The sequence below is a fragment of the Frankia sp. CcI49 genome, assembly GCF_001983215.1.
Lineage (GTDB): Bacteria > Actinomycetota > Actinomycetes > Frankiales > Frankiaceae > Parafrankia > Parafrankia irregularis.
This window is the reverse complement of the sequence record NZ_MOWP01000031.1, coordinates 251431-274491: the sequence shown is the minus strand read 5'-3', so window position 1 is coordinate 274491 and position 23061 is coordinate 251431. Positions and strand designations below refer to the sequence as shown.

The window sequence follows — 23061 nt, the reverse complement described above, 5'->3', positions numbered from 1 at the left end:
GGGAACAGCGGCGGCACTCGGAGGTACGTGGCCGGCGCCGCTGCGGCCGGGCTACGACGACTGGCCCTCGGTGGAGGTCGGCGTGTCGCCCTGCCGTTGCTGCGGTGGGGCCGTGGTGGCGGTGGCGGCCGGGGCGGGTTTCACCCCGTTGAGACGTGCCAGGTAGGCGTTGTAGGCGTCGAGCTGCTCGTCGACCCCCAGCGTGTCGACCCGCCGCTCGCGGTTGCGGGCGCGGCGCTCGTCGGTGCGGGCCCACTGCACCGCGAGCACGAGCATCACGATCAGGGTCGGGACCTCGCCGAACGACCACGCGATGCCACCGGCGGTGCCCTGGTCGCCCAGCGGGCTGTCGCCCCACGGCCGGACGAGGACGTCGTACCAGCCGCTGCCCAGCACCGTCGTCGTGCTCATCATCGTCAGCCCGAGGAAGGCGTGGAACGGGATGACCGCGACCAGCATGAGCACCCGCCCCGGATGCGGTGGGCGTTTCGGCAGCGGGTCGACGCCGATCAGCACCTCGAAGAAGTAGAAGCCCGTCATGAGGAAATGGGCGTTCATGAAGAGGTGGCCGAGGTGGTTGTTCATCAGGTCGCCGAGCAGCGAGCTCAGGTAGATCACGTAAAGGCTGCCGGCGAAGTTCGCCGTGACGAACAGCGGGTGGGTCAGGATCCGGGCCGGCCACGAATGCAGGGCGGCGACCAGCCATTCCCGCGGTCCGCTGCGGTAGGGCGCGGGTGCGGTCCGCAGCGCCCGCAGCGCGAGGGTGATCGGCGCGCCGAGAACCAGCGGTATCGGCGCCAGCATGGTGAGGATCATGTGCTGGGCCATGTGCACGCTGAGCAGCACCGGCCCGTAGCGCCCAAGGCCGCCGGACGTCACCACGACGACCAGCAGGAGCCCGCCGAGGAACCCGATGGTGCGCCCGACCGGCCACCGGTCGCCCCGGCGCGCCAGCCGGATCACGCCGGCGATGTAGAGCCCGGCGGCGAGCACGCACAGCCCGATGAACACCCAGTCGGGACGCCAGTCGGCCAGCAGCCGCCACGGGGTCGGCGCCGGCGGCATCGGGTAGCCCAGCAGTGCCTCGGTGGCGTCCTTCGGCACCGCCGCGTCGTTGACCGGGGTCGACGTCCGGGAGAGGGCGGCGGCCAGGCCGAACGTCGCCGCGAGGACGCAGCTCTCGATCAGCGCGAGCCGGCGGAACAGCTGACGCCGGGCCAGCTGTCCGCCCTCGGCGGTGGCTTCGCTCCCACCCTCGGCGGTGGCTTCGCTGTCGGCGTCGGCGGTGGCCGCGGTCGCGATGATCCGGCGGCGGGTCAGGCCGCCGAGGGCCACCGCGGCCAGCAGACCAGCGGCCTTGCCGAGGACCATCAGGCCGTACCGGTCGTCGAACAGCGGGCCGAAGCCGCCGAGGCGGATCGCGGCGCTGGCGATCCCGCCGACAGCGGTGAACGCGGCGGCGCCGGCGGCGACCCGGGAGTAGCGGCGCATGGCGGCGGTGAACGGGGCGTCCGCCACCGTTCGCATGGTCAGCAGCGCCAGCAGGCCGCCCAGCCAGACAACCGCCGCCAGGATGTGCACGCCGAGCGCGACGACGGCCAGCGCGTGCTGCGACGACCCGGCGGCGTGACCGGTGAAGACCGGCGGGAGCAGCGCGACGCCGGCCAGCGCCAGCAGCCAGCCGGCGGCCACCGTCGACATCAGTGTCGGCGCGATCAGCACGATGACCAGCGCGCCCGCGGCCACGCCGACCAGGGCCTTGCCCTGCGACGTCGCGCTCACGAACGAGCGCAGCGCGGACGGGTCGAGGACGTCGCCGGCCGGGCGGGCGGAGATGTCGGAGGCGGTGAAGACGAGCTCCGCCAGCGTCGCGGCCAGCCAGACCGCGGCGGCGAGGGCGGCGGCGCGGGCGTGCCCGCGGGCGGCGGCGCCGAGCCGGCCGTCCCTGGACGGAATGAGAACCGCCGCGGCCAGCAGCCAGCCGACCACGCCGACCGAGGCGATCTCCCCCACGACCCGGGAGAGCGGCAGGCCCCAGTGGGTGAGCGTGCCGGCGTCCGGCAGACCGGGCAGGGTCGCCACGGTGGGATTGGTGGCGACCGTCACCAGGACCGCGATCAGTGCGAGCAGGGCGAGYAGCGGAGCGGTCATCGGGCTACTCCCGCTTCCGTCGCCGGAACACCACGTACGCGCCGCCCAGGGCGACCAGTGCGGCGATGAGGAGGCCGATGATCCACCAGTCCTCGCCCTCCTTCGGGGGAGCCGGTTGCGCCGGCGGTGTCGTGGCGGCGGCCCCCGCGGCCACCGACGTCGACACAGGTGCGGACGCCGGTGCGGACGCGGAGGCCGATGCGCTCGTGGCCGGCCCTGCGGTCGCCGTCGCGGTCGTGCTCGCGGCCGGGCCCGCGGCGGTGGCCGTGAAGGAGAACTCGCCGGTGATCGGGTGACCGTCGGCGGAGACCACGCGCCACGTTACGTGGTATCCGCCAGGTGTGGCGCCGCGCAGCGGCACCGTCAGGGTTGTCTCGATGACCTGCGGCGGGCCGGTCTGCAGGGTCCGGCCGTCGCTGCCGGTCACCACGACCGTCGCGTAGTCCGTCCAGACGGGTTCGTTGAAGACGAGGGAGATCCGGTCGGGCGGCGCGTTGACGGTGGAGCCGTCGCCTGGCTCCGTGCGCAGCACCGTCGAGTGCGCCCACGCGGCGCGAGGCGCCGCGAGCAGGGCTGCGAGGACCAGCAGGAGCAGCGCGGTCAGTGCCGCGGGTGCCGGGCGGGAAGCCGGGGCGAACGATCCTCGTTGCACCGGGCAGAGTCTACGTTCTACCAGCGGTAGAAGGACGGACGGTACGACCGCCTGGTGCCCGCGCCGCCGGCGACCCGACGGCCCCGGCCGGCCCCGGCGGCCCCGGCCGGCCCCGACGAGCCCTCAGCCCACACCGAACCCGGCCGGTGCGGCCCGCAGCGCGCCCAGCAGGCGTTCCAGCCGCCCCCGCGGCGTCTCCACCAGGGTCAACGTCAGGACGTCCTGCTCGGCCTCGCCCACCAGGGCGCGGACGACGGCCCGGGCCTCGTTCTTCGACAGTGCTCGCCCGTCCCGCGCCGCGACGCGGATGACACCTTCACGCAGGACGTTCCCGATCCGGCCGTGGGCACGTTCCAGCAACCACCGGGCGAGGAGATCGGCGCTGGCGGCCCCCTCTGGGTCGATCAACGCCGCCTCGACGGTCACGTGCCGCGCACCGCCCGACGAGGGCGACGACGACGGCGGGAAGCTCAGCCGGTATTTCGCGGCCAGCAGATCCGTGAGCTGGGCGCGGGCGGCCGGGGTGGAGACGTCGGGATGGTCCGCCGGCACCAGGAACCGAGCATGCGCCCCGGTCACGGCCAGCAGCCCACGCAGGAGCAACGGCCCGGGATCCGCGGTGAGGTCGACCTCGAAGGCCGCATCGGCATCGAGATCGCGCAGATAGTCCGAACCGGCGAAAAGCACCCGTAGCCCCATCCGGCGGGCTCCCGGCGGCCCGGCCGTCTCGCCGATCACCGTGGCCGGCCTGGATGCACTCGAAGGCGGCGAAGCGGGTGCAGCAGGTGACGCGGGTGATGCGGGTGATGCGGACGGCGCGGAGGCCCGGGTCGCCGTGGAGCCGCCGTCTCCAGCAGCCCGGTCCGCGCCGGCGGCGCTTTCCACCGACTGGCGGCCGTGGGTGTAGATGCGGGTCCCGAAACCTTCGGACACCCGGTCGAGGACCTTCCAGGTCCGGCTGGTCGGCGCGCACACGTACAGGTCACTCGCGCTGCCCACCGCCTGCGCCCCGTGGTAGCGGTTGAAGGCCGGGAGAATTGTCTCGAAAACAACGCCGAGCTGCTGTGCGGACTGCTGGACCTGAAATCCCAGCATCGGATGAAGGCGGCTGTGCCCGTAGGCGACGACCACCACGCCGTTCACCTTGTCCCGCAGGCCCGAAAGGCCGCGCCCCAGAAACAGCCCGACACCATCCGGCGTGTACGGAGGGTCGGTGAAGACGAGATCCGCCCATTCCCGTGCCGCGGGCGGGAGCATGAATCGCAGGTCACCGAAAAGGGTACGGATCGGGAGGCCTTCCGAACGGGCTGTCGCGTCGATGTACGCAAGGGTCCGTTCGTCGAGGTCGACCACGGTGATGTCGGCCCGCGGGCAGACCCGGGCCAGCGCGACCGAGGTCAGATCATGGTCGCCGACGAACAGCACCCGCCGACCGGCGAGATCGTAGGTGGAGCACAGCCAGCTCGCGCGGCGGGCCAGGGTCGGCGCCGTGGCGGCGACATGGTCGAGGTCACGGCGCGGAGCGGGCGCCCCCTCGATCAGCGCGGCCAGCGCCCGCACCCGCGCGGCGGACTCGGGATCCGCGGCGGGGCCGACCCCGTCGGTGGCGTCGAGGCCTTCGGCGGGGCCGAGGCCCGCGGCCCGCGCGGTGCCGGCCAGTTGGTCGTCGGCTGGCACGGCCAGCTCGCCCAGCCCGAAGAATTCTCGGTACCGGGCGGTGAGCTCCGGTCGGATGCGCAGCCCTTCGGGACTTTCTTCGAGGTCGCCCCCAATACTGCGCAGAAGGTCCTCCACAGCCCTTCGCGGGGTCGCCGTCAGGGCGATGAGCGCCTCGATCGGCTGGCTGCCCCGGGTCAACAGCGAGAGAATTTCGCGGAGCGGTCGCGAACGCACACCGAAGCCGCCGACAAAGGCCGCGACAGCATCCACCGTGGACTTTTCGCCGGTCATGTCGACAGTCATATCATTCGAGGGGGCAACCGTGGTCAGGTCGGTCCCGGGCACGCGGGAGGTCCCGACGTCCGCCGCCGTTCGGACATCCGCCACCGTTCGGACATCCACTGCCCCGACGCCCACCTGGCCGGTGGCCCGCGGGCGGGAGCAGGTGGCCAGGCCCCGGGTGGTCGTGCTCGGCGGCGGCTTCGCCGGGCTGCGCCTGCTGCGCCGGCTCGAGGCGCTGTTGCCCGCCGACCGGGCCGAGCTGATCGTGGTCTCCCCGGTGGATCACCTGCTGTACACCTCGCTGGTACCTCAGGTCTGTGCCAGCACGGTCGAGCCCCGTCATCTCGCCGTGTCGCTGCCCGCCGTGCTGCGGCGGACCCTGCTGTGCCTCGGTGACGCGGTCGCGGCGGATCTGGCGGCGCCGGCCGATGCGCAGGCCTCGGCTGACCTGGCAGCCCCGGCTGGCGGCATCGCCGCCCCGGCTGGCCTCACAGCCCCGGCCGCGATGGCAGCCCCGGCTGCGACAGCGGCCAGCGTCGGCCGGCGGACGGTGACCGTGCGTGCCGCCGACGGGTCGACCCGGGCGATCGCCTGGGACCGGCTGGTCATCGCCGCCGGTTCGGTGACGGCGACACCGGACGTTCCGGGACTCGCCGAGCATGCCCTGGGCCTGAAGAACCTCGACGAGGCCGTGGCGCTGCGTGACCACGTGTTGTCCCGGCTGGAGCTCGCCGACGCCACCGACGACCCGCGCCGGCGCGGCGCGCTGTGCACGTTCGTCGTGGTCGGCGGCGGCTACACCGGCACGGAGCTGGCCGCGCAGATGGCGGCGTTCACCCGGCGGGCCGCGGCGGCCTACCGACGCCTGCGGCCGGCGGACGTCCGCTGGCTGCTGGTGGACCACTCCCCCCACCTGTTGCACGATCTCGCCCCGGCGCTCGGTCGGCGCGCGGCACGGGTGCTGTCCCGGCGCGGGATCGAGCTGCGTCTGGGCACGTCGGCCGTGCGGATCGGCCCGGACTCGGTCACCCTCGCCGAGGGCGGGTCCGGCGTCCGCCGGCACACCCGGGTCGCGACCCACACCGTCGTATGGTGCGCCGGTGTGTGCGCCAGCCCGCTCGCCGCGGCGCTCGGCCTGCCGACCGTGCACGGCCGGATCGTGACCGACGAGTTCTTCCGGGTGCCGTCGGTCGAGGATGTCTTCGCTCTCGGTGACATCGCCGCGGTGCCGGACTCGGCCCGCGGCGGTGCGCCCGCCGGTCAGACCGCCCAGCACGCCGTCCGCCAGGGCGCGGCGGCGGCCCGCAACGTCGCGGCGTCGCTCGGCGTCGGGTCGCCGCGCCCCTACCGACATCGTGACCTGGGCTTCGTCGTGGATCTCGGTGGCCGTGACGCGGTGGCGAACCCTTTCGGTGTCACGCTGAGCGGGCCACCCGCGGCCCTGCTGACCCGCGGCTACCACCTGGCGTCACTCCCGGCGACCGCGAACCGGCTGCGGGTGGCCACCGACTGGCTGCTCAACGCCGCCTTCGGCCAGGAGATCACCCACTACGTTCCGTCCGGCACGCAGCAGGAGACGATCGCCACCGCCGAACACACCGGGATCTACCGCACGCCGACCGACACCGAGCCCTAGCCACTGCCACTGCCACGGCGCCGCAGGTAGGGCGTCAGCGCGCCGCGCCCTGGCGTGCGGCGGGCCTGCGGCCGGCGGCCTCGCCGCCGGTGGCACGGTCGAGACGGCGGCGGATGAAGATCCAGGCGATCTCCAGGAGCAGCCCGGCCCCGGCGGCGATCGCCACTCCCGTCCACGGCCCGGTGGTGCCCACCAGCGACAGCTGGAAGAACTCCTGGCCGAACGGCACCACCAGTACCAGCGCGAACGCCCCCGCCATCACGGCGACCAGCAGGATCCGCCACCACGTGTACGGACGAGCCACGATCGCCAGCGCCCACAGCGCCACCAGGAACAGCGTCAGGGTCGCCATGGACGTCTCGGCGTCCAGATCGTCGTAGATCGAACGGCCGACGAAGTAGGAGATCAGGGTCGCCGTCCCGGCGATGATGCCGGCCGGCAGCGCGAACGACAGGACCCGGCCGACGAAGTCCGGGCGGGCCCGTTCCGCGTTCGGGGCCAGGGCCAGGAAGAACGCGGGAATGCCGATCGTCAGGGAGCCCAGCAGCGTCAGATGCCGGGGCAGGAACGGATACGGCACCTGGGTGATCACGACGACGATCGCGAGCAGCACCGAGTAGACCGTCTTGGTCAGGAAGAGGTTCGCGACCCGCTCGATGTTGCCGATGACCCGCCGTCCCTCCCCCACGACCGAGGGCAGGGTGGCGAAGCTGTTGTTCAGCAGGACGATCTGCGCGACCGCCCGGGTCGCCTGGCTGCCGGAGCCCATCGACACGCCGATGTCGGCGTCCTTGAGCGCCAGCACGTCGTTGACGCCGTCACCGGTCATCGCGACGGCATGCCCCCGGGACTGCAGGGCGGCGACCATCTCCCGCTTCTGGTTCGGGCTGACCCGACCGAAGATCGAATGGGTTTCCAGGACGTCCGCCAGGGCGTCGCGGTCCTCGGGAAGGGTCCGGGCGTCCACGGGGTCGTCCGCGCCGGGCAGGCCGAGCGTGCGGGCGACGGCGCCGACGGACAGCGCGTTGTCCCCGGAGATGACCTTCGCGGCGACACCCTGCTCGGCGAAGTAGCGCAGCGTGTCCGACGCTTCGGGGCGCAGCCGCTGCGCGATGACGACCAGCGCCACCGGCGTGGTGCGGTCGGGAACGCCGCCCGGATCGTCGGCCGCCGCGGCGAGGTCGTCGCCGAACCGGGCCAGCAGCAGCACCCGCAGGCCCCGCGCGCCGAACTCGTCGACCTCGGAGAGCGCCGGGTGGCCGGCGGGCAGCAGGACGTCCGGTGCGCCGATGAGCCAGGCGGTCACCGCGCCGGTGGGGTCGGCGATCGCCGCACCGCTCCACTTGCGTGCCGAGGAGAACGGCACGTCGCCGCGGACGGTCCAGCCGTCCTGGGCGGGGTAGGAGTCGATGATGGCCTGCATGCTCGGGTTGGGCCGTCTGTCCGCGGCACCGAGCGCGCCGAGCACGGCGCCGACCGTCGCACGCGTCACCGCTGCGCCCGTGGCCGGCGCATCCGACGTCGTTCCCTCCGAGGCCGGCGCATCCGTGGTCGGCGCATCCGGCGCGGTCTCGTCCGAGGGCGACGCCTCCGGTGGGGCCGCGTCCGAGGGCGACGCCTCCGAGGGCGTCGGGCCGGGGTCGACGAGGCGCAGCTCGGCGACGTCCATCGCCGCCTCGGTGAGGGTCCCGGTCTTGTCGAGGCAGACGACGTCGACCCGGGCCAGCCCCTCGATCGCCGGGAGCTCCTGAACGAGGCACTGCCGGCGCCCGAGCCGCACCACGCCGACCGCGAACGCGACGGAGGTGAGCAGCACGAGTCCCTCGGGCACCATCGGGACGAGCCCGGCGACCATCCGCCGGATCCCCTCCGCCAGATCGTCGTCGTTCACCGTGATCTGGCTGATGACCAGCGCGATCCCGGTGGGAATGATCATCCAGGTGACGACCCGCAGGATCGTGTTGATGCCGTTGCGGAGCTGGGAGTTGACCAGGGTGAAGCGGCTCGCCTCCTCGGCGAGCTGCGCGGCGTAGGCGGCCCGGCCGACCCGGGTCGCGCGGAACGCACCCGTGCCCGCCACCACGAAGCTGCCGGACATCACCTGGTCAGCGGGCTGCTTGTGGACGGGGTCGGCCTCACCGGTGAGCAGCGACTCGTCGACCTCGAGGCTGCCCGCCTCCAGCACGAGACCGTCCACCGCGATCTTGTCGCCCGGACCGAGCTCGATCACGTCGTCGAGCACGATCTCGGCCGCCGCCAGCTCCGCGGCGACGCCGTCGCGGCGCACGAGCGGCCGTGCCTCCCCGACGACGGCGAGCTGGTCCAGGGTCCGCTTCGCGCGGATCTCCTGGATGACACCGATCAGCGTGTTGGCGATGATCACGCCACCGAACAGCGCGTCCTGGATCGGGCCCACGATCGCGATGAACACGAAGAGCACACCGATGATCGCGTTGATCCGGGTGAGGACGTTCGCCCGGATGATCTCGCCGACCGACCGGCTGGACCGGACCGGAACGTCGTTGACCCGGCCGTCCGCGACCCGCTCCGCGACCTCGGCGGCGTTCAGCCCCCGCGCGGAGAGCTCCGCGGCGCCACCGGCGCCGTCGACGTCACCGCTGGTCGCCCCGTCCGGCTCCTCGGCCCCGTCACCGGCGGCGGTGGGCCCGGTGGAGTCGGGCGACGTGGCCACTGGGCGGTCCATCAGCTACCTCCGGAGGGGACTGGTCGGCGCTCAGGCTAGGCGGGTGCCCCCGCCGACCCCACCGTATTGGACGCCCCACCGACGCCACTCGCCCACTCATCGCGACGAACCCGTTCATCGCGACGATGCCGCCCGACCAGTCGACGCCCGACCGGCCGGCACTCGGCCGGCCCGCCCGCCCAGGAACCGGAGGGCGCATCGCTGGGAGGCATCCGGTCAGATCCAGCCCTCTTCCCAGGCGATGTGCGCGGCCCGGTGGCTCCCATCAGGCCGTGGCGCCGCCGTCGATCACGTGGTCGTGGCCGACGACGTAGCTCGACTCCTCCGAGGCGAGCCACAGCACGGCGTTGGCGATCTCCTGTGGGTCCGCGACCCGGCCGAGCGGCACGGTCGGCGAGAGTCGGGCGTCCCGCTGCTCGCGGTTCTCGCCCGCCAGGTAGGACATCGGGGTGTCGATCGGCCCGGGGCTGATGGAGTTGATGCGCACCCCTCGCCCGATGTACTCCAGCGCGGCGGTACGGGTCAGGAAGCTGACTCCCGCCTTGGACGTCGCGTAGGCGCTCATTCCGGCCAGCCGCCAGTGGGCGCCCAGGTTGGAGGCGGTGTTCACGATGGTGCCGCCGCCGTTGGCTGCCAGGTAGGCGGTCTCGTACTTCATCGCGAGGAAGACACCGGTCAGGTTGACCGCCAGGACCTGGTTCCACACGTCCTCGTCGTGGTCACCGACCGGCGTGCCACCGCCGAGCACGCCGGCGTTGTTGAACGCGACATGCAGGCCACCGTGCCGGGCGACCACCGTGTCCACCATGGCCTTCACGCTTTCGGACCTGGTGACGTCGACGACGACGCCGGAGGCCTTCCCACCGTTGGCCTCGATCAGGCTCACGGTCTCCTTCGCCGAGCCCTCGGTGCGGGCGGCGACGGCCACGGTCGCGCCCTCGCCCGCGAACGACAGCGCGGCCGCCCGGCCCAGGGCTCCGCCGCCGCCGGTGACGAGGACGACCTTGTCGGTGAAACGTGCGCCCATGACGCAACTCCTTCGTCCTGGCGGACCTGGCGGACCTGGCGGGCGATGCCAGCCGGCACCTCAGCAGCAAGGGTCCACATAAGAGAACAGACATTCCACTATTCGGGGTGCGGCAGCACGCTCGAGCTGCATAACCACGCGAGCGCACGGTAACACGATCCGAAACGATCGGTCTAGAACCCATCCACAAGCCCAGGCCGGGCCCGGACAGTGATCAACACCGGCGACGGGAGCGGACACCGCCCACGCGCTGCGGCAGATCGACGCGGCCAGTACCCCGAAAGCCAGACCGGACGCTCTCATCACCCCGGCCACGACCTTTTCTTGACCGCTCGGTCTTGTTAGTCTCGCGTCCATGGGCAGGACGAGGGAATTCGACCCCGACGTGGTGCTCGAGCGCGCGATGGACCTCTTCTGGGCACGGGGATTCGAGGCGACCTCGATGACGGACCTCGTCGAGCATCTCGGGATCGGTCGCGCCAGCCTGTACGCCACGTTCGGTAGCAAGCACGATCTGTACCTGGCCGCCCTGCGGCGCTATCTGCTCCGCAGCGAGGCGGGTTTCGTCACCGCCCTCGCCCAGCCTGGGCCGGCCCTGCCGGCGGTGCGCGCGTTCGTCCGGAGCTGGATCGACGAGGCACTCACCGACCCGGACCGGCGTGGCTGCCTGGTGGTGAACGCCGCCGTCGAACTCGCCCCACGCGAACCCGAGGTCGCCCGTCAGGTGGCGGTCAGCTGGACCGTGGTGGAGACGGCGCTGCTGTCCTCCCTGCTACGAGCCCAGGCGCAGGGCGAGCTCGCCCCGGACAAGGACGCGCATGAGATCGCCAACTTCCTGCTCGTCGTGATGCAGGGCGTCCGTGTCGTCGCGCGGGCAGCGCCGGACGCGGACCGGCTTCGGGCCGCCGCCCGTCTCGCGCTGGCCGCGCTGGACTGAGCCGCACCGGCCCCAACCCCGATCACGCGGCCGGGATGGCCTCGGTCCGTCCGGCGAGCACGAGGGCCAGGAGCAGCAGCCCCAGGCCGACGCGGTACGCGACGAAGGGCGTGAAGTCGTTCCCGCCCACGTACCGCAGGAACCAGGCGATCGCCGCGTACCCGACGAGGAACGCCACCACGCTCGCACCCGCCAGCGGGCCCCAGGCCACGGTGGACGTCGGTTGCCTCGCCTCACGGTAGAGCCGGTGCAGCCCGAACGCCCCCGACACCGCGACCGCGGGGACGGCGAGCAGGAAGGAGAAGCGCGACGCGGCCTCACGCGAGTACCGCAGCACCAGCCCGCCGCCGATGGTCGCGCCGGACCGTGACACTCCGGGAATCAGCGCGGTGGCCTGCGCCAGCCCGATCAGCAGGCCGTCGCGGGCGGACAGCTCCGCCAGGGGCTTGCGATCACCGGGCCGGCGATCCGCCCAGCGGTCCGCGGCGCCGAGCAGCAGGCCGACGCCGGCCAGGGCGCCGGCCATCAGCCGCAGGTCACGCAGCCGGCCCTTCACCACATCCTCGAAGAGGTAGCCGCAGGCTCCGATGGGAACGGTGCCGAACGCGATCAGCCAGGCGAGCCGGGCATCGGCGGCCTGAGCCTCGGTGTCCCGAGCGTCGGCCCCGGTGCTGCCCGCCGACAGGGGCAGCGATCCGAACCAGGCACGACCGAGGCGGGCTATGTCCGAACGCAGGTAGACGATCACCGCCGCCGCCGTGCCGATCTGGGTCACGGCGGTGAAGGCCGCACCGGGGTCGTCCCAGCCGGCCAGCGCCGCCACGACCCGCAGATGCGCGCTCGACGAGACCGGCAGGAACTCGGTGAGTCCCTGGACCAGCCCGAGGATCGTGCCTTCGGTCCAGTTCACCGCGAGGTCCCGTGCATGGACACGACGTTATCGGTGCGCCGTCGCCGTCGCGCGCGTGCGCTGGGCCACGTAGCTTCCCGCGGCGAGCGCGGCCGCGATCGGCCACTCGATCGCCTCGACCGCCGCGAGTGTCCCCAGCCCGATGTAGTACGCCGTCATCTTCGCCGAGGGGATCGGGACGGGCCCGAGGTGGCGCCCGTCGTCCTTCGGCGGCGGTGCCATCTCCAGCCGGGCGGTGACGTAGGGCAGATGCAGCACCACCACCCGCTCGTCGTGATTCGGCCGACGGCTGCGGACGGCGGATCCGATCGCGCCGCCCACCGCGCTCCCGATCGTGTTCGCGGCGGACCCCGTCGCCCCGGACCCCACCGAGGCGACAGAAGCGATCCTGGACGCGACCGACCTCGGGAAGCCGGCCGTCACCGACACGTGACGCGCGGTGCGGGCGGCACCGGCCGACGTCCGCGCCTTCGCGGCGCTCCGGGGGGCGGTCGTGCGCGTCGTCGCCGTGAGGGAGGGCGTGGCACGGGACGTCGTGGCCCGCGCAACCGCGGAGCGTGACGCACCGGCCCGCGGCGTCGTGGCGCGAGTCGTCGCAGTCCGCGCCGGCGCGGTGCGGCTCGACGTCGCCCGGGGTGCCGTCGCTCGGATCGTTGTGGACCGGGACGTTGTGGACCGGGAGGCGGAGCCTCCGGGAGCGGAGGCAGCGGAGGCGGATCGCCGCTTCGCAAGCGCCTCGGTAGCGGCGGATTTCCCTGTCGGGGAGGCAGTCGAGCTACCGGTCGACGCCGTCATGGGCTGGGCCGGGCTCCCACCGACGCGCGCCGCGGGCACCGTCTTCGCGCCACCTGATGTCGCCTTCGCCGGCCCCGAGGGCGCCCCGGTGCCGGTCGTCGCCCCGGGAGCGCTGGTCGCCTTGACCTTGGTCGCCTTGGTCTTGGCGGCGGAGGGCTTGGCGGCGGAGGGCTTGGCAGGCACGGGCTTGCCGGCCGACGCTTTGCCCGACGCCGATTTGGCCGCCGCGGACTTGGTAGCGGCGGGCTTGGCGGTCGACGCCTTGTTGGCGGACGCCTTGGCGGCCGCGGGCTTGGCGGCCGAGGACTTGCTGGCCGACGACTTGGCGGCCGCGGGCTTGGCGGCCGAGGTGGCCCCGGCAGCCGAGGTCTCCCTGGGCACCGTCACCGCCGCGGAAGCGCCGGTCGACTTCGAGGCGGTGACGGGCTTCGAAGCGCTGGCGGGCTTCGAGGTGCTCGGGGGAACCTGCTCGGCGCCGTTGGTCGACCCGGCTGCCCCGGCGGCCTTCCTCGTCTCCGCGCTGGACGTCGCCGCGGACCCGCCGGTCGCAGGTGCGGCCGGAGCCACGGCGGTCGGAGCGGTGAAGGTCGGCATCGGACCGGGCCGGTGCGCGAGGCCGCCCACGGCGCCCGCACCGTTACTGGACGCGCTGGTCTCCGATGAACTGGTCGCCATGGGGCCGTTCCCTCCGTCGTGCGCCATGAAGCAACGAGCCCGAGCAGCTCATTGTCACTGAGCGTATATTACTCGTGACTCCGAGGGCGGGGCGGTAGCCGTCTCGCCGGGCACGCGCAGCCATGCGGCCCAACCGCCACTCCCGGCGACGACCCCGGAACATCAGCGCCCAGATCGGACGCGGCCCCCACGCCTGGCCCGACAAACCGTTCCATCCGCGGATCACGGCGAAAAGAGGAAGAGCCGATCCCTTGACGCCGTCGAACACATCAACCGTTTCGACGACAGGAGAAGATTTACGCAGAAATCACGCGGCGCCACCGGATCATCCCTCGGGGGTGACTGGAAGCAGCACGACCTGTCGCCGCCTAGAATGCCCCGACGGCCTCGACGAAACGTAGCCTGCTGATTACGGSATACCCGGCCTGATAAAGCGGGGAAAGGCTGTGGCCGGGTTCACGGAGGTCCTTCTCGGCCGCTTCGGCGTATCGGCGCCCGCCGTAGGTCAGCGCCCTGAACACGATGCGGCCCGCCGCCGGTGCCGGCGCTCGCTCGCCGTCCGCCTCGAAGCTGGTCAGGTGTGCTTCCGTCACCTGCAGGAAGCGGCGGGTGGCGGCGACCACCGTGCCGTGGGCACCGCCCCCGACCGCACCGCCGCCAGCACTCGCGTACAGGCTCGTGGTGCCGTCGGCCAACGAGACGACCGTTACCGTTCCCTCCGCGGCGCCGATTTCCATCAGCGCACCCCACACAATCGTGCCAGCCGTGTGACCGAGCATTCCCTCAACGACCGGATCGAGCGTAAGAACCCCCTCACGGAGCCGGTGGAACAATGCCGCACCGTTGTCTGAACGACGAAGCCCACTCGCAACGATCATCGTCCAAATCGTAGTGGCGAACTCCGGATCCGTCCTCGGCAAGAGGAAATATCGGCGAAGAGGATCAGTGCTGACTACACTTTCGGTGGTCCAGGTTGGCGACATCCGGACCAGCTCGGGACCATAACTACTGACTGATGCGGACCGAGCAGATATCGGTCACGACCCTCGGCTCAGCTGTCGGTCACCGCGGCACGGCGACGCCAGGTCGGCGGCTCGCCCGCACGCTCCGCGACCACGCCGCGGCGCTCCAGGGCGCGCAGGTGCGCCAGCGCCTCGGCCACGGCGCTGCGTTTCATGAAGCCCTCGATCTCGTCCCAGGGCCGTGACCACTCCATCCGGCTCGCGACCTCCCAGGCGGTCGCCGGACCATCGTCCAACGTGGCCAGCACCTCGCCGAAGCGCTGGTCGTGATGCCTGCGCAGCTGCGCGACCCGGTCCGTCAGGCCGTCGAAGCGGTATTCGTGCGCGGGGAGCGTGGCCTCGGCGGGCAGGGCGTCGACCTTGTCCAGGGAGCGCAGGTAGTCCCCCAGCGGATCATCCCCGACCGCGGCGCCGAACGGGATGTTCGGCGTGATGCGGGGCAGCACGTGATCGCCGGAGAGCAGCAGCCGGTTGGCCGGCTCCCAGAAGCACAGATGCCCCGGGGAGTGCCCCGGTGTCCAGACGGCCCGCAGGTCCCAGCCGGGGACGTCCGGGCGGTCGCCGTCGTCGAGGAGGATGTCCGGGCTGGCAGCGGCCGGGAACGGACCGGGTGGCAGCTTCTCGGCGGTGAACGCGCGCATGGCGCTCGGCGGTGCGCCCGCACGCAGCATCTCCGCGTTGAGGTTCCGGAACAGATCCGCCGGTTCGAGCGGGTGCGCGCGCAGCAGCGCGGCGTCCGCGGGATGCAACGCGATCCAGGCCCCGGACGCCTCCCGCAGCCGCCCGGCGAGTCCGTAGTGGTCGGGATGCATGTGGGTGGGCATGATGCCGCGCAGATCCGTGACGGAGTATCCGGCGACGGCCAGCCCCGCCTCGACGGCGGCGAAGGCCGCGTCGGTGTCCCAGCCGGAGTCGATCACGTAGGCACCGCGATCGGTCTCGAACAGATACATGAAGACGTGGGTCAGCCCGGCGGTCGGCAGCGGGACCGGGATGCTCCACAGACCCGGCCGGAGCCGTTCCACCGGGGGCAGTTGCGGGCCCGACGGACGCGCCACCCCGGTCACGCGTTGATCACACTGGTACGACGGTCAGCTTCCTTCATCCGGTCACGCCTCCCTGCGCTGCGCGTTCGCGGGCGGCTCGACCGGTGCCCCACAGGAGCCAGGGCCGCGCACCGCGCACTCACGGTCACCGGCGCTGTCACGATCACCCGGCCAACCAGGGCCCACGCGGTCGACGCCAGCAGGACGCGACGACATTATTCGATATATCTTTACTGCTAATCGAACGGTAGCCCAAACAGACCGCCGGTGCAGAAGGCGGGATGGCCGATCATCCGCCCGACCAAAGTCTCGCGATCTCGGTCCGATGGCGTGCCGCCCACCGCGGCACCGACGTGCCCGGGCCCGTCGGTGGCTCGTCGAACCAGCCGAACACCTCCCAGCCGATCACCTCGGTGAAGACATCCCGCCCGCGGCCCGCCTCGCCGAGGGCCACCAGGTCCAGCGCCAGCTGCAGAGCCGCGTCCAGGGTCTGAGGGTGCTCGTAGCCGAGCTGTCCCCGAGCCCATGCCAATACCCGCTCATGGAGAACACGGGCCTCGCATGGCAGACCGAGACCACGCAGAGCCACCCCCAGGACGAGTGCGGTGGTCTGGGTGTCCAGGTGGTCGGTGCCACACCGGCGGGCCCGCCGAGCATGGGTGTCCCGAAGCAGGACGTCAGCCTCCGCGAACTCCCCGAGCCGGGCCAGGATGTCGCCGAGGCCGTGCGCCGACCGCAACGTGTCGGGATCGTCCGGGCCGAACCGGTCGCGCTGGCGGCCAAGCGTGTCCCGGTACAGCCGCACCGCCTCGCCGCGGTCACCGATCTCGCCGTGTGCGCGGGCGAGGCTGCTCGCCACGACGAGCACCTCGCGATGGTCCGGGCCAAGTGTCCGCAGCCGGCGGCTGTGCGCCTGCATCAGAAGCATCTGCGCCGTCACCGCCGCGGCCGTCACAGCCGGTCCTGTTGGCCCTGCTGCTGGTACCGGTCCTGCCGACGGCGCCGGCGCGCCACCGAAGCCGGTTTCGGTGGCGCGGCCGCCATCCACGCCAAGGCTGTCCACGCCAAGGCCGTCCAGCAGGATCGAGGCCTCGACCACAGCGGCGGTGAGCACATCCGGGTGATCCGGCCCGAGGTCCCTGGCCCAGCGGCATCGCACGGGCCCGCTCAGCCCGCGGCCGTCCTCGTACCGCCCCGAGCGACGCAGAAAACCCACGACGAGCAACGTCAGCCGACGGAACTCCGCGCTTTCCGCCTCGGCCCCGGCCGGGCCGGCCGTGTCCATCCAGGCCGAGACGGCACGTACGTGCGGCTCGAGCCGCGTGAGGTGGGACCAGTGACCCGCCTCAGCGCCGTCGTGAAGATCGCGGCCGGCGAGGGTGAGCAGCCGCAGCGCGCCGCGCAGCGCTCGGCGCCGCCGTTCCTCGCCCCCGAGCCCTGCCTGGAGCCATTTCCGCACCAGCGGGTGCACCCGGATCCCGGCCTCGTCGCGCCAGACCAGCCCGAGCCGGAGCAGCTCACCGCCGATCACGTCGACGCCGTCGGCAACCACGAGAGGAAACGGGGCGGTCGCGAGGAACGCCAGTCCGTCCAGGATCTCTGCCGTGGCCGGACTGTCACGTTCCAGCCAGGCGCGGCTGGTGGCCACGATCCTGGGCAGACCGCCGCCGCCGGAGGCCTCGCTCGCAGCCCCAGCCGCCCCAGCCGCCTCAGCCGCCTCAGCCGCCTCGGCCGTCCCGGGCGCGTGCCACTCGTCGAGCAGGCGCAGGTAGGCCGCGATCGACAGCCCTGTCCCGGCCAGGAAGCGACCGGCCTGCGCGAGCGCGAGCGGCAGATCCCCGACAGTGGCCGCGAGCAGGGCCGCCTCCGCTTCACCGGCCCGGGTGTCATGTCGCCGCAGCAGCCGGATCGAATCGGCCCGCTCGAGGTCACCGAGCTCCACCAGGGTCGGCATGAGCCGGCCGACCTCGGGCGCACGGCCGATCATGATGACGTGCCCCGTGTCGGGCGGTGCGGCGATCCCCAGGTCCAGCGGCGCGTCGACGTCGTCGTAGATCAGCAGCCAGTCCGCGCGCCGGGCCAGCTCGGCCCAGAGCCCCCGCAGCACGGTGGTACCCGGCCCCGTCACGGCCGGCACGAGGATCGCGGCCAGGCCCAGCAGACACGACTCGGCCCGCGCCGGGGTCTGCGCGTCCACCCACCACACCAGGCGGTAGCAGCCGTGGTAGCGATGGGCGTACTCGACGGCCAGCTCGGAGCGGCCGACTCCGCCGGCCTCGTCCGCCCCGGCGGCGCAGACAATGCCGACGCCGCGTGCTCCCACGGCGCCGTCGGGCGTAGCCGCCCCGCGCAGCGCCCGATGGATGCGGACGAGCTCGTCGTCCCGCCCCACGAAATGCGGATCGCGTTGCCGCACGTTCCACACCGGCGGCAGCCGGCCGGAATCGCCGGCCCCCTGCATCGTCTCTGGCGCCGTCAAGATGTTCGCCCGTCTTTCAACACCGACAATGAGGCTTTTCCGTCTCACGGTGCGCCGCCGGGGACGCCTTTGGCCCGGACCCGCGACGGAAAAGGACCAATCCACCACAACATGCGCGTTGCCGCTCCCCACTTCCGATCGTTTCGTGGCGCGTGGCACCGGTAGCGGAACCCGGCCGCGGGGACGGCACCGCGTGCGGAGTCCCATTACCCAACGCCTCGAACGACACTCCTCCTTCCCCGACACAGCCGGCACAGGATGAAAGCCGGCAGCAGCCGGGCCGGTGTTCCTGTCCGGACTCCCCCACAGGCCTGCGAATGGTAAGGCTGGTCGTCCCGGAAATCCCGTCATGAACACGGGTACCGGGCCGGCGGGATTCGCGGGCCGCCGGACGTGGGCACGATGGGGCCGCGGCGGTCATCCGCGGCACGCTGGACAGCCGGCCGCGAGGGACCGGGCCTCGATACCCGGGCCGGAACCCGGGCCCTCCTTGGCCAGCTCACGGAACGTGCGAGTTGGCGGCCACGGTCACCCGGCGCGGAGATCCGAGTCACCGTCAGTCCACCGAACCGGCGTCGATGCCACCCGGGCCGGGACTCGCCGAGCGGTGGACTAATCGTTCTGATGCATGTCCTCATAAATGCTCGTATCGTCCGCGACGTCCCCCGTGGGCATTCCGCACGAGGGACCGGGACCCACCCATTTCCAACCGGGCCACCGACACCGGAGTAGGGCTGCCACGCCGTCGCCGGTCCGGTGCCCAGAAAGGTCGATGATGAGTAATCCGCGCACCCAATTGTCTCGGGCAGCCACCATGACCGCCGCGGTGGGACTCTCACTCGCGCTGGCGGCCTGCGGCGGAGGCGGCGAGGGCGCCGAAAAGCCCACCGCCACCGCGGCCGCGAACCGCCTGGCGGCCGGCTCCAGCAACGGTCTCGAGTCCAGGCCAGCCAGCGAGATCGTCGCGACCGCGGCCCAGGCGCTGAAAACGACCAGCAGCGTGCGGTATGTCGGCCGCGGCACCGAGGACGGCTCACCCTCGTCAGCCGAGTTACGGATGACCGCGGATGGCACGGTCACCGGCGTACTCGACGGAAACGGGCAACGGGTCGAGATTCTGCGGGTCGCCGGGGTCGCGTACGTCCGCGGCCCGAGCGCCGCCGGGCCGTATCCGGGTGCCAGGACCGATCAGTGGATCAACACCGGCCCGGTCGGTGCGGCCGACGACGACCTGTCGATCAGCAGCGCGGCCGACGCGATCCTGGACCTGAAGGCCGACATCGACGGAGGTGAGGACGCGACCGTCGAGCAGATGACCGAACAGGGCCGGCCCGCGGTACGGGTCGCCACGAGGACCGCCTCGTTGTACGTCGCGAATGTCGGCCAGCCCGTACCGCTGCGGCAGGTCTTCAACGACGCGAACGACAGGTTCGAGGTCACCTTCACGGAATACGGCAGTCCGGTGCCCGCGGCGGTCCCGACCGACGCCTTCCAGCCCCGGACCACACCGACATCCTGACCACTCCTGACCACCTGGCGCACCCGACCCACCTGGCCTCCTCGCCCGCACGGCTCGCCCGGCCCGCCGGACTCCCGCAGACCCCCGCGTCACCGAAATCACATGTTTCCCGTTGAATTCCAAACAGTCGACTCCGCACCGCGGAAGAACCGCGAGTGAGCATTTTCCGTCGTCGACTCGGACCCGACCCATCCCTGACTACAGGCCGTGAGACGGAAACGGCCCAGTGACACTGCGCCGCCGGATGACCCAACGATCGCGCGGCGCAGGTCACACCCACAGCGGTCACTGTGAAAAGCGCCATCACGGCCAGGGGACGGATTCGCCGGTAGCGCGCCATACCCTTGGGTCCGGATAGCCGCGCCCACCATGGACTCGAAGTCGCGTCCGTCGAATACGGGTTCATGGAACGCGGGCCGCGGGAAGCCGCGCCGGTCGGATGCGGGCGGCAGGAAGCAGTGATCGGAGTATGCGCATGGCGCACGGTCAGACGGCACCTTCGGCCGCCCAGGCATCTCCTCTCAGGCCGGCGCCCGGCCGACCCGTTCCTCGCGTGCCGTCCACCGGCCGGCCCCGCTCCGTCGAGGACGGCACCAGGCCCGGTGGCGTCGGGGTCCGGCACGCCGCCACCGGCCGTCGCCCGGTCACCGCCGCACCGGACGACGCAGCACCGGACGACACAGGGCTGTGGCCCGGCACCACCGGCTCGGTTCACGGCACGCCGGCGCGCCAGCCCGGCTCCGTCCGGCGGACGATCTCGGTCATGATGGAGCGCCCGCAGGGCCTCACCGGCCTGCTGCATCTGACCAGCACCGGCCGCGATCTGATGACCACCTCGGCCGGCGGCGCCACCGTGCTCGGCGAGGCTCGGCTGCGCCTCGTGATCGACTACATGGCGGCGCCCGGGACGATCCTGGAGATCGAATCCGAGCCGGCGGTGCCCGGCCTGGCGAGCCTGGTCGGTACCTCGTCGCGCGCCGGCTTCCGCGCCGCCGCCCGCCAGGTGCTCGCGGCCCGGCCTGACAGCACGGCCCATCCGGAGGACAGCGCGCAGGGCACGGCCCGCATGGCCATGGCCCGTCTGCTGCTCGGCCAGCTCCTGGACGACGTCCCGGTCACGGTGCTCGTGTCGGGGGCGGCGCTGGGGCGCAACGGCATCCACCGCTCGGAGTCCCGACCGAACGCAGGGGCGGAGTCGGGTGGCAATCCGATGATCGATGTCTGCGCCGGGTGGCAGCGTGAGGGGCTGCTCGCGCGTCTGTCCGCCGAGCGGCGAGCCGATCGGGACGCCGGCGGCAGCGGGGACCAGGCCACCGGCGATCGAACGTCTCCGGCCCGCCCGATCAGTGTCCCGGCCGGCGATCTCGCCGTGGCGGAGGATCCCCTCGGGTGGCATCCGTTGCCGCCGATGTCGACGCACGCCATGCGGCGGCTGCGCCGCATCGACGTCATCCCGGCCCAGGGCACGCCCGGGGTCGCGGTCAGGGTCGACGCGCTGCTGCGTGACTCCTACCTGGAGGCACCCGGACGTGAGTTCGTCGTGCACGAGTACGGTGTCGACGCCGATGTGGACGAGGCGGGWCTGTTCACTCGTTCGGAGGCCCGGGCGGGGGTGCTTCCGGGAGCCGAGTGCCCCGAAGCTCTCGGCAGTGCCGGGCGCATCGTGGGGATGCCCGCCACCGACCTGCGCCGCACGATCGGCCGGACCTTCGTCGGAACCTCGACCTGCACGCATCTCAATGACACTCTGCGCGCGCTCGGCGACCTGCCCGTACTGATCGGGTTTCTCGGAGAACCCAGTACCGACTGAGCTGACATGTCATGGCTGCCAGCCCGGGAGCGGATATTCGTGGACAGGCCGGAGGGGCGCTGCGAAACGCACACCATGTCACTGTGTCTTTCGATATCAGGACACCCGGACAAAAGTCCTGCCCACGGGGGTCCATACCGGCTGACCTGCTCGCCGGGCGCCCGACAGGCGCCTTCGGGCGAGTAGTTTCTTGATCATGACTGGAGTTCGCGTCTTCCTCCTGGACGATCACGAAATCGTCCGCCGGGGCATCCGCGAGATGTTGGAGGACTCCGGGGACATCGAGGTCGTCGGTGAGGCCTCCACCGCGGCCTCCGCCCTGCGGCGCATACCGGCCGCCCGGCCCGATGTCGCAGTACTCGACGCCCGACTGCCCGACGGCAACGGCATCGAGGTGTGCCGCGAGATCCGTTCCACACAGCCGACCGTCGGCTGCCTCATCCTCACCTCCTATGACGACGACGACGCACTGTTCGCGGCGATCATGGCGGGCGCGTCCGGGTACCTGTTGAAACAGATCAGAGGCAACGACCTCGTGGGGGCGATCCGAACGATCGCGGCCGGCCGGTCGCTGCTCGACCCGGCCGTCACCCAGAAGGTCCTGGCCCGCCTGCGGGACGAGCCCGTCGAGGACGAGCAGCTCTCCGCGCTCGGCGCACGGGAACGGCAGATTCTCCGGCTGATCGCCGAGGGCATGACGAACCGCCAGATCGCCGCGTGCGTCCATCTGTCGGAGAAGACGGTGAAGAACTACGTGTCCGCGATTCTGGGCAAGCTCGGGCTTACCAGCAGAACCCAGGCCGCCGTGTTCGCCGCACGCCTCAAGGCCTGAGCCCGGAAAGGCCTGATCTCAGACCTCCGGAGACCCTCGGCTTCGGCCACGTAATGCGATCAGCCTGGTGCTGCACGTAGCGTCTGGAGGTGTGCTGAACGGTGAGTCCGCCCTGCGGACCTGCGACACCTGCGGAAACGAGTACTGGATGGCCTTCGAGGTGCGTGTGGTCTCCGGGGAGACCTACCACTTCGACTGCTTCGAATGCGCCGTGCAGAAGCTGGCGCCTCGATGTGAGCACTGCGACTGCCGGGTCATCGGCCACGGCGTGGAGGTGTCCGGGCGCTTCTTCTGCTGCGCGCACTGCGCCCGCCAGAGCGGCGGCATCGGACGCGAGATCCGCAGCGCCGTGGGCGCGCATCCGACCTGACACCCGCCCACGGCGCGGTATCGATCAGCGCTGATCAGCCGGCCCGCTCTTGATCGCCTCGACCAGCGCGCCGATCTTCTCGCCGGGGAGGTTCCTGGCGAGGTCCGCCTCGCTGATCATGCCGACGAGCCGCTTGTTGTCGATGACCGGCATTCGCATCACGCGATGCGAGATCATCTGGTCGAGCACGGTATCCAGATCGGCGTCGGCGCCCACGTAGAAGGGCTTGCCCTGGCCCAGGTCGCCGGCGCAGACCTTCGCCGGGTCCTTCCCCTCCGCCAGACAGTGGATGACGATGTCCCGGTCGGTGATGATCCCGCCCAGCCGGTCGTCGGCGCCGCAGATCGGCAGCGCCCCGACACCGAGGTCACGCATCATGCGGGCGGCGTTGGTCAGCGGCTCGTCCGCCCCGATGCACCGTGCCTCGCCGTGCATGATGTCTCGAGCCGTTGTCATGGGAGTTCCCCCTCCGTCGGTGCTGCCCGGTCCTTCGCGCTGCGCCGAGTCATGGCGCGTTCGTCCCGCGCGACTTCCGACCATGACATACCCAAAGTA

At 72.0% G+C, this 23061-nt stretch carries 18 protein-coding genes; 7 read left to right on the top strand and 11 right to left on the bottom strand.

Going from position 1 to position 23061, the window contains the following annotated elements:
• Positions 1–51 precede the first annotated feature (51 nt).
• The 3 genes from CcI49_RS28355 to CcI49_RS28345 all read right to left on the bottom strand — a co-directional run bounded on the left by CcI49_RS28355 (position 52) and on the right by CcI49_RS28345 (position 4753).
• Entirely contained in the window at positions 52–2151 is a 2100-nt protein-coding gene (locus CcI49_RS28355) for a cytochrome c oxidase assembly protein (RefSeq protein WP_076831084.1), read from the bottom strand.
• A 4-nt stretch (positions 2152–2155) separates the two neighbouring features.
• Complete coding sequence (locus CcI49_RS28350; protein WP_076831082.1) at positions 2156–2803, bottom strand: copper resistance CopC family protein; 648 nt, start codon at positions 2801–2803, stop codon at positions 2156–2158.
• A 123-nt stretch (positions 2804–2926) separates the two neighbouring features.
• Complete coding sequence (locus CcI49_RS28345; RefSeq protein WP_241840277.1) at positions 2927–4753, bottom strand: bis-aminopropyl spermidine synthase family protein; 1827 nt, start codon at positions 4751–4753, stop codon at positions 2927–2929.
• 169 nt (positions 4754–4922) lie between these two features.
• Between CcI49_RS28345 and CcI49_RS28340 the strand changes: the two genes are divergently transcribed.
• Positions 4923–6380, top strand: a complete 1458-nt coding sequence (locus CcI49_RS28340; protein WP_235497980.1) for an FAD-dependent oxidoreductase — start codon at positions 4923–4925, stop codon at positions 6378–6380.
• Positions 6381–6414: 34 nt separating this feature from the next.
• Here CcI49_RS28340 and CcI49_RS28335 read toward each other — a convergent pair whose 3' ends face one another.
• The gene (locus CcI49_RS28335) at positions 6415–9084 is read right to left on the bottom strand and encodes a cation-translocating P-type ATPase (protein WP_083749758.1); all 2670 of its coding nucleotides are present in this window, start codon (positions 9082–9084) and stop codon (positions 6415–6417) included.
• 265 nt (positions 9085–9349) lie between these two features.
• Entirely contained in the window at positions 9350–10111 is a 762-nt protein-coding gene (locus CcI49_RS28330) for an SDR family oxidoreductase (protein ID WP_054567190.1), read from the bottom strand.
• Positions 10112–10466: 355 nt separating this feature from the next.
• Between CcI49_RS28330 and CcI49_RS28325 the strand changes: the two genes are divergently transcribed.
• The gene (locus CcI49_RS28325) at positions 10467–11048 is read left to right on the top strand and encodes a TetR/AcrR family transcriptional regulator (RefSeq protein ID WP_054567189.1); all 582 of its coding nucleotides are present in this window, start codon (positions 10467–10469) and stop codon (positions 11046–11048) included.
• A 22-nt stretch (positions 11049–11070) separates the two neighbouring features.
• Here the strand turns inward: CcI49_RS28325 and CcI49_RS28320 are convergent, their stop codons facing one another.
• Positions 11071–11958, bottom strand: coding sequence for an undecaprenyl-diphosphate phosphatase (locus CcI49_RS28320; RefSeq protein WP_054567188.1), 888 nt, complete (start codon positions 11956–11958; stop codon positions 11071–11073).
• A 27-nt stretch (positions 11959–11985) separates the two neighbouring features.
• Positions 11986–12219, bottom strand: a complete 234-nt coding sequence (locus CcI49_RS28315; RefSeq protein WP_054567328.1) for a hypothetical protein — start codon at positions 12217–12219, stop codon at positions 11986–11988.
• Positions 12220–12397: 178 nt separating this feature from the next.
• Between CcI49_RS28315 and CcI49_RS42245 the strand changes: the two genes are divergently transcribed.
• Positions 12398–13489 (top strand): hypothetical protein, encoded by a 1092-nt coding sequence (locus tag CcI49_RS42245; protein ID WP_054567187.1) that lies wholly within the window; start codon positions 12398–12400, stop codon positions 13487–13489.
• A 307-nt stretch (positions 13490–13796) separates the two neighbouring features.
• Here the strand turns inward: CcI49_RS42245 and CcI49_RS28305 are convergent, their stop codons facing one another.
• From CcI49_RS28305 to CcI49_RS28295, 3 genes are all read right to left on the bottom strand, one after another.
• Positions 13797–14165: a hypothetical protein gene (locus CcI49_RS28305; protein ID WP_241840276.1), complete on the bottom strand. Its 369-nt coding sequence runs from the start codon at positions 14163–14165 to the stop codon at positions 13797–13799.
• A 314-nt stretch (positions 14166–14479) separates the two neighbouring features.
• On the bottom strand, positions 14480–15517 hold the full coding sequence (locus CcI49_RS28300; protein ID WP_076831072.1) for an MBL fold metallo-hydrolase: 1038 nt from the start codon (positions 15515–15517) through the stop codon (positions 14480–14482).
• A gap of 268 nt (positions 15518–15785) precedes the next feature.
• The gene (locus tag CcI49_RS28295) at positions 15786–17975 is read right to left on the bottom strand and encodes a tetratricopeptide repeat protein (protein WP_131831213.1); all 2190 of its coding nucleotides are present in this window, start codon (positions 17973–17975) and stop codon (positions 15786–15788) included.
• 814 nt (positions 17976–18789) lie between these two features.
• Here CcI49_RS28295 and CcI49_RS28290 point away from each other — a divergent pair.
• The 4 genes from CcI49_RS28290 to CcI49_RS28275 all read left to right on the top strand — a co-directional run bounded on the left by CcI49_RS28290 (position 18790) and on the right by CcI49_RS28275 (position 22506).
• Positions 18790–19494 carry a hypothetical protein gene (locus CcI49_RS28290; RefSeq protein WP_241840275.1) on the top strand — a complete coding sequence of 235 codons (705 nt, stop codon included), beginning with the start codon at positions 18790–18792 and terminating at the stop codon, positions 19492–19494.
• Positions 19495–20047: 553 nt separating this feature from the next.
• On the top strand, positions 20048–21304 hold the full coding sequence (locus CcI49_RS28285) for a DUF2889 domain-containing protein (RefSeq protein ID WP_235497959.1): 1257 nt from the start codon (positions 20048–20050) through the stop codon (positions 21302–21304).
• Positions 21305–21500: 196 nt separating this feature from the next.
• A complete protein-coding gene (locus CcI49_RS28280) occupies positions 21501–22136 on the top strand; it encodes a response regulator transcription factor (protein WP_006538133.1) in 636 nt (211 codons plus the stop codon).
• A gap of 112 nt (positions 22137–22248) precedes the next feature.
• Positions 22249–22506, top strand: coding sequence for a hypothetical protein (locus CcI49_RS28275; protein WP_035948607.1), 258 nt, complete (start codon positions 22249–22251; stop codon positions 22504–22506).
• A gap of 24 nt (positions 22507–22530) precedes the next feature.
• Here CcI49_RS28275 and CcI49_RS28270 read toward each other — a convergent pair whose 3' ends face one another.
• Positions 22531–22962 carry a CBS domain-containing protein gene (locus CcI49_RS28270; protein ID WP_006538131.1) on the bottom strand — a complete coding sequence of 144 codons (432 nt, stop codon included), beginning with the start codon at positions 22960–22962 and terminating at the stop codon, positions 22531–22533.
• Positions 22963–23061 lie beyond the last annotated feature (99 nt).

What these genes read in the sequence shown, in the direction of transcription:
- CcI49_RS28335 (WP_083749758.1), bottom strand. Translation starts at nt 9,084, where the DNA reads ATGGACCGCCCAGTGGCCACGTCGCCCGACTCCACCGGGCCCACCGCC.
- CcI49_RS28325 (WP_054567189.1), top strand. Translation starts at nt 10,467, where the DNA reads ATGGGCAGGACGAGGGAATTCGACCCCGACGTGGTGCTCGAGCGCGCG.
- CcI49_RS28280 (WP_006538133.1), top strand. Translation starts at nt 21,501, where the DNA reads ATGACTGGAGTTCGCGTCTTCCTCCTGGACGATCACGAAATCGTCCGC.
- CcI49_RS28345 (WP_241840277.1), bottom strand. Translation starts at nt 4,753, where the DNA reads ATGACCGGCGAAAAGTCCACGGTGGATGCTGTCGCGGCCTTTGTCGGC.
- CcI49_RS28290 (WP_241840275.1), top strand. Translation starts at nt 18,790, where the DNA reads ATGACCGCCGCGGTGGGACTCTCACTCGCGCTGGCGGCCTGCGGCGGA.
- CcI49_RS28270 (WP_006538131.1), bottom strand. Translation starts at nt 22,962, where the DNA reads ATGACAACGGCTCGAGACATCATGCACGGCGAGGCACGGTGCATCGGG.
- CcI49_RS28330 (WP_054567190.1), bottom strand. Translation starts at nt 10,111, where the DNA reads ATGGGCGCACGTTTCACCGACAAGGTCGTCCTCGTCACCGGCGGCGGC.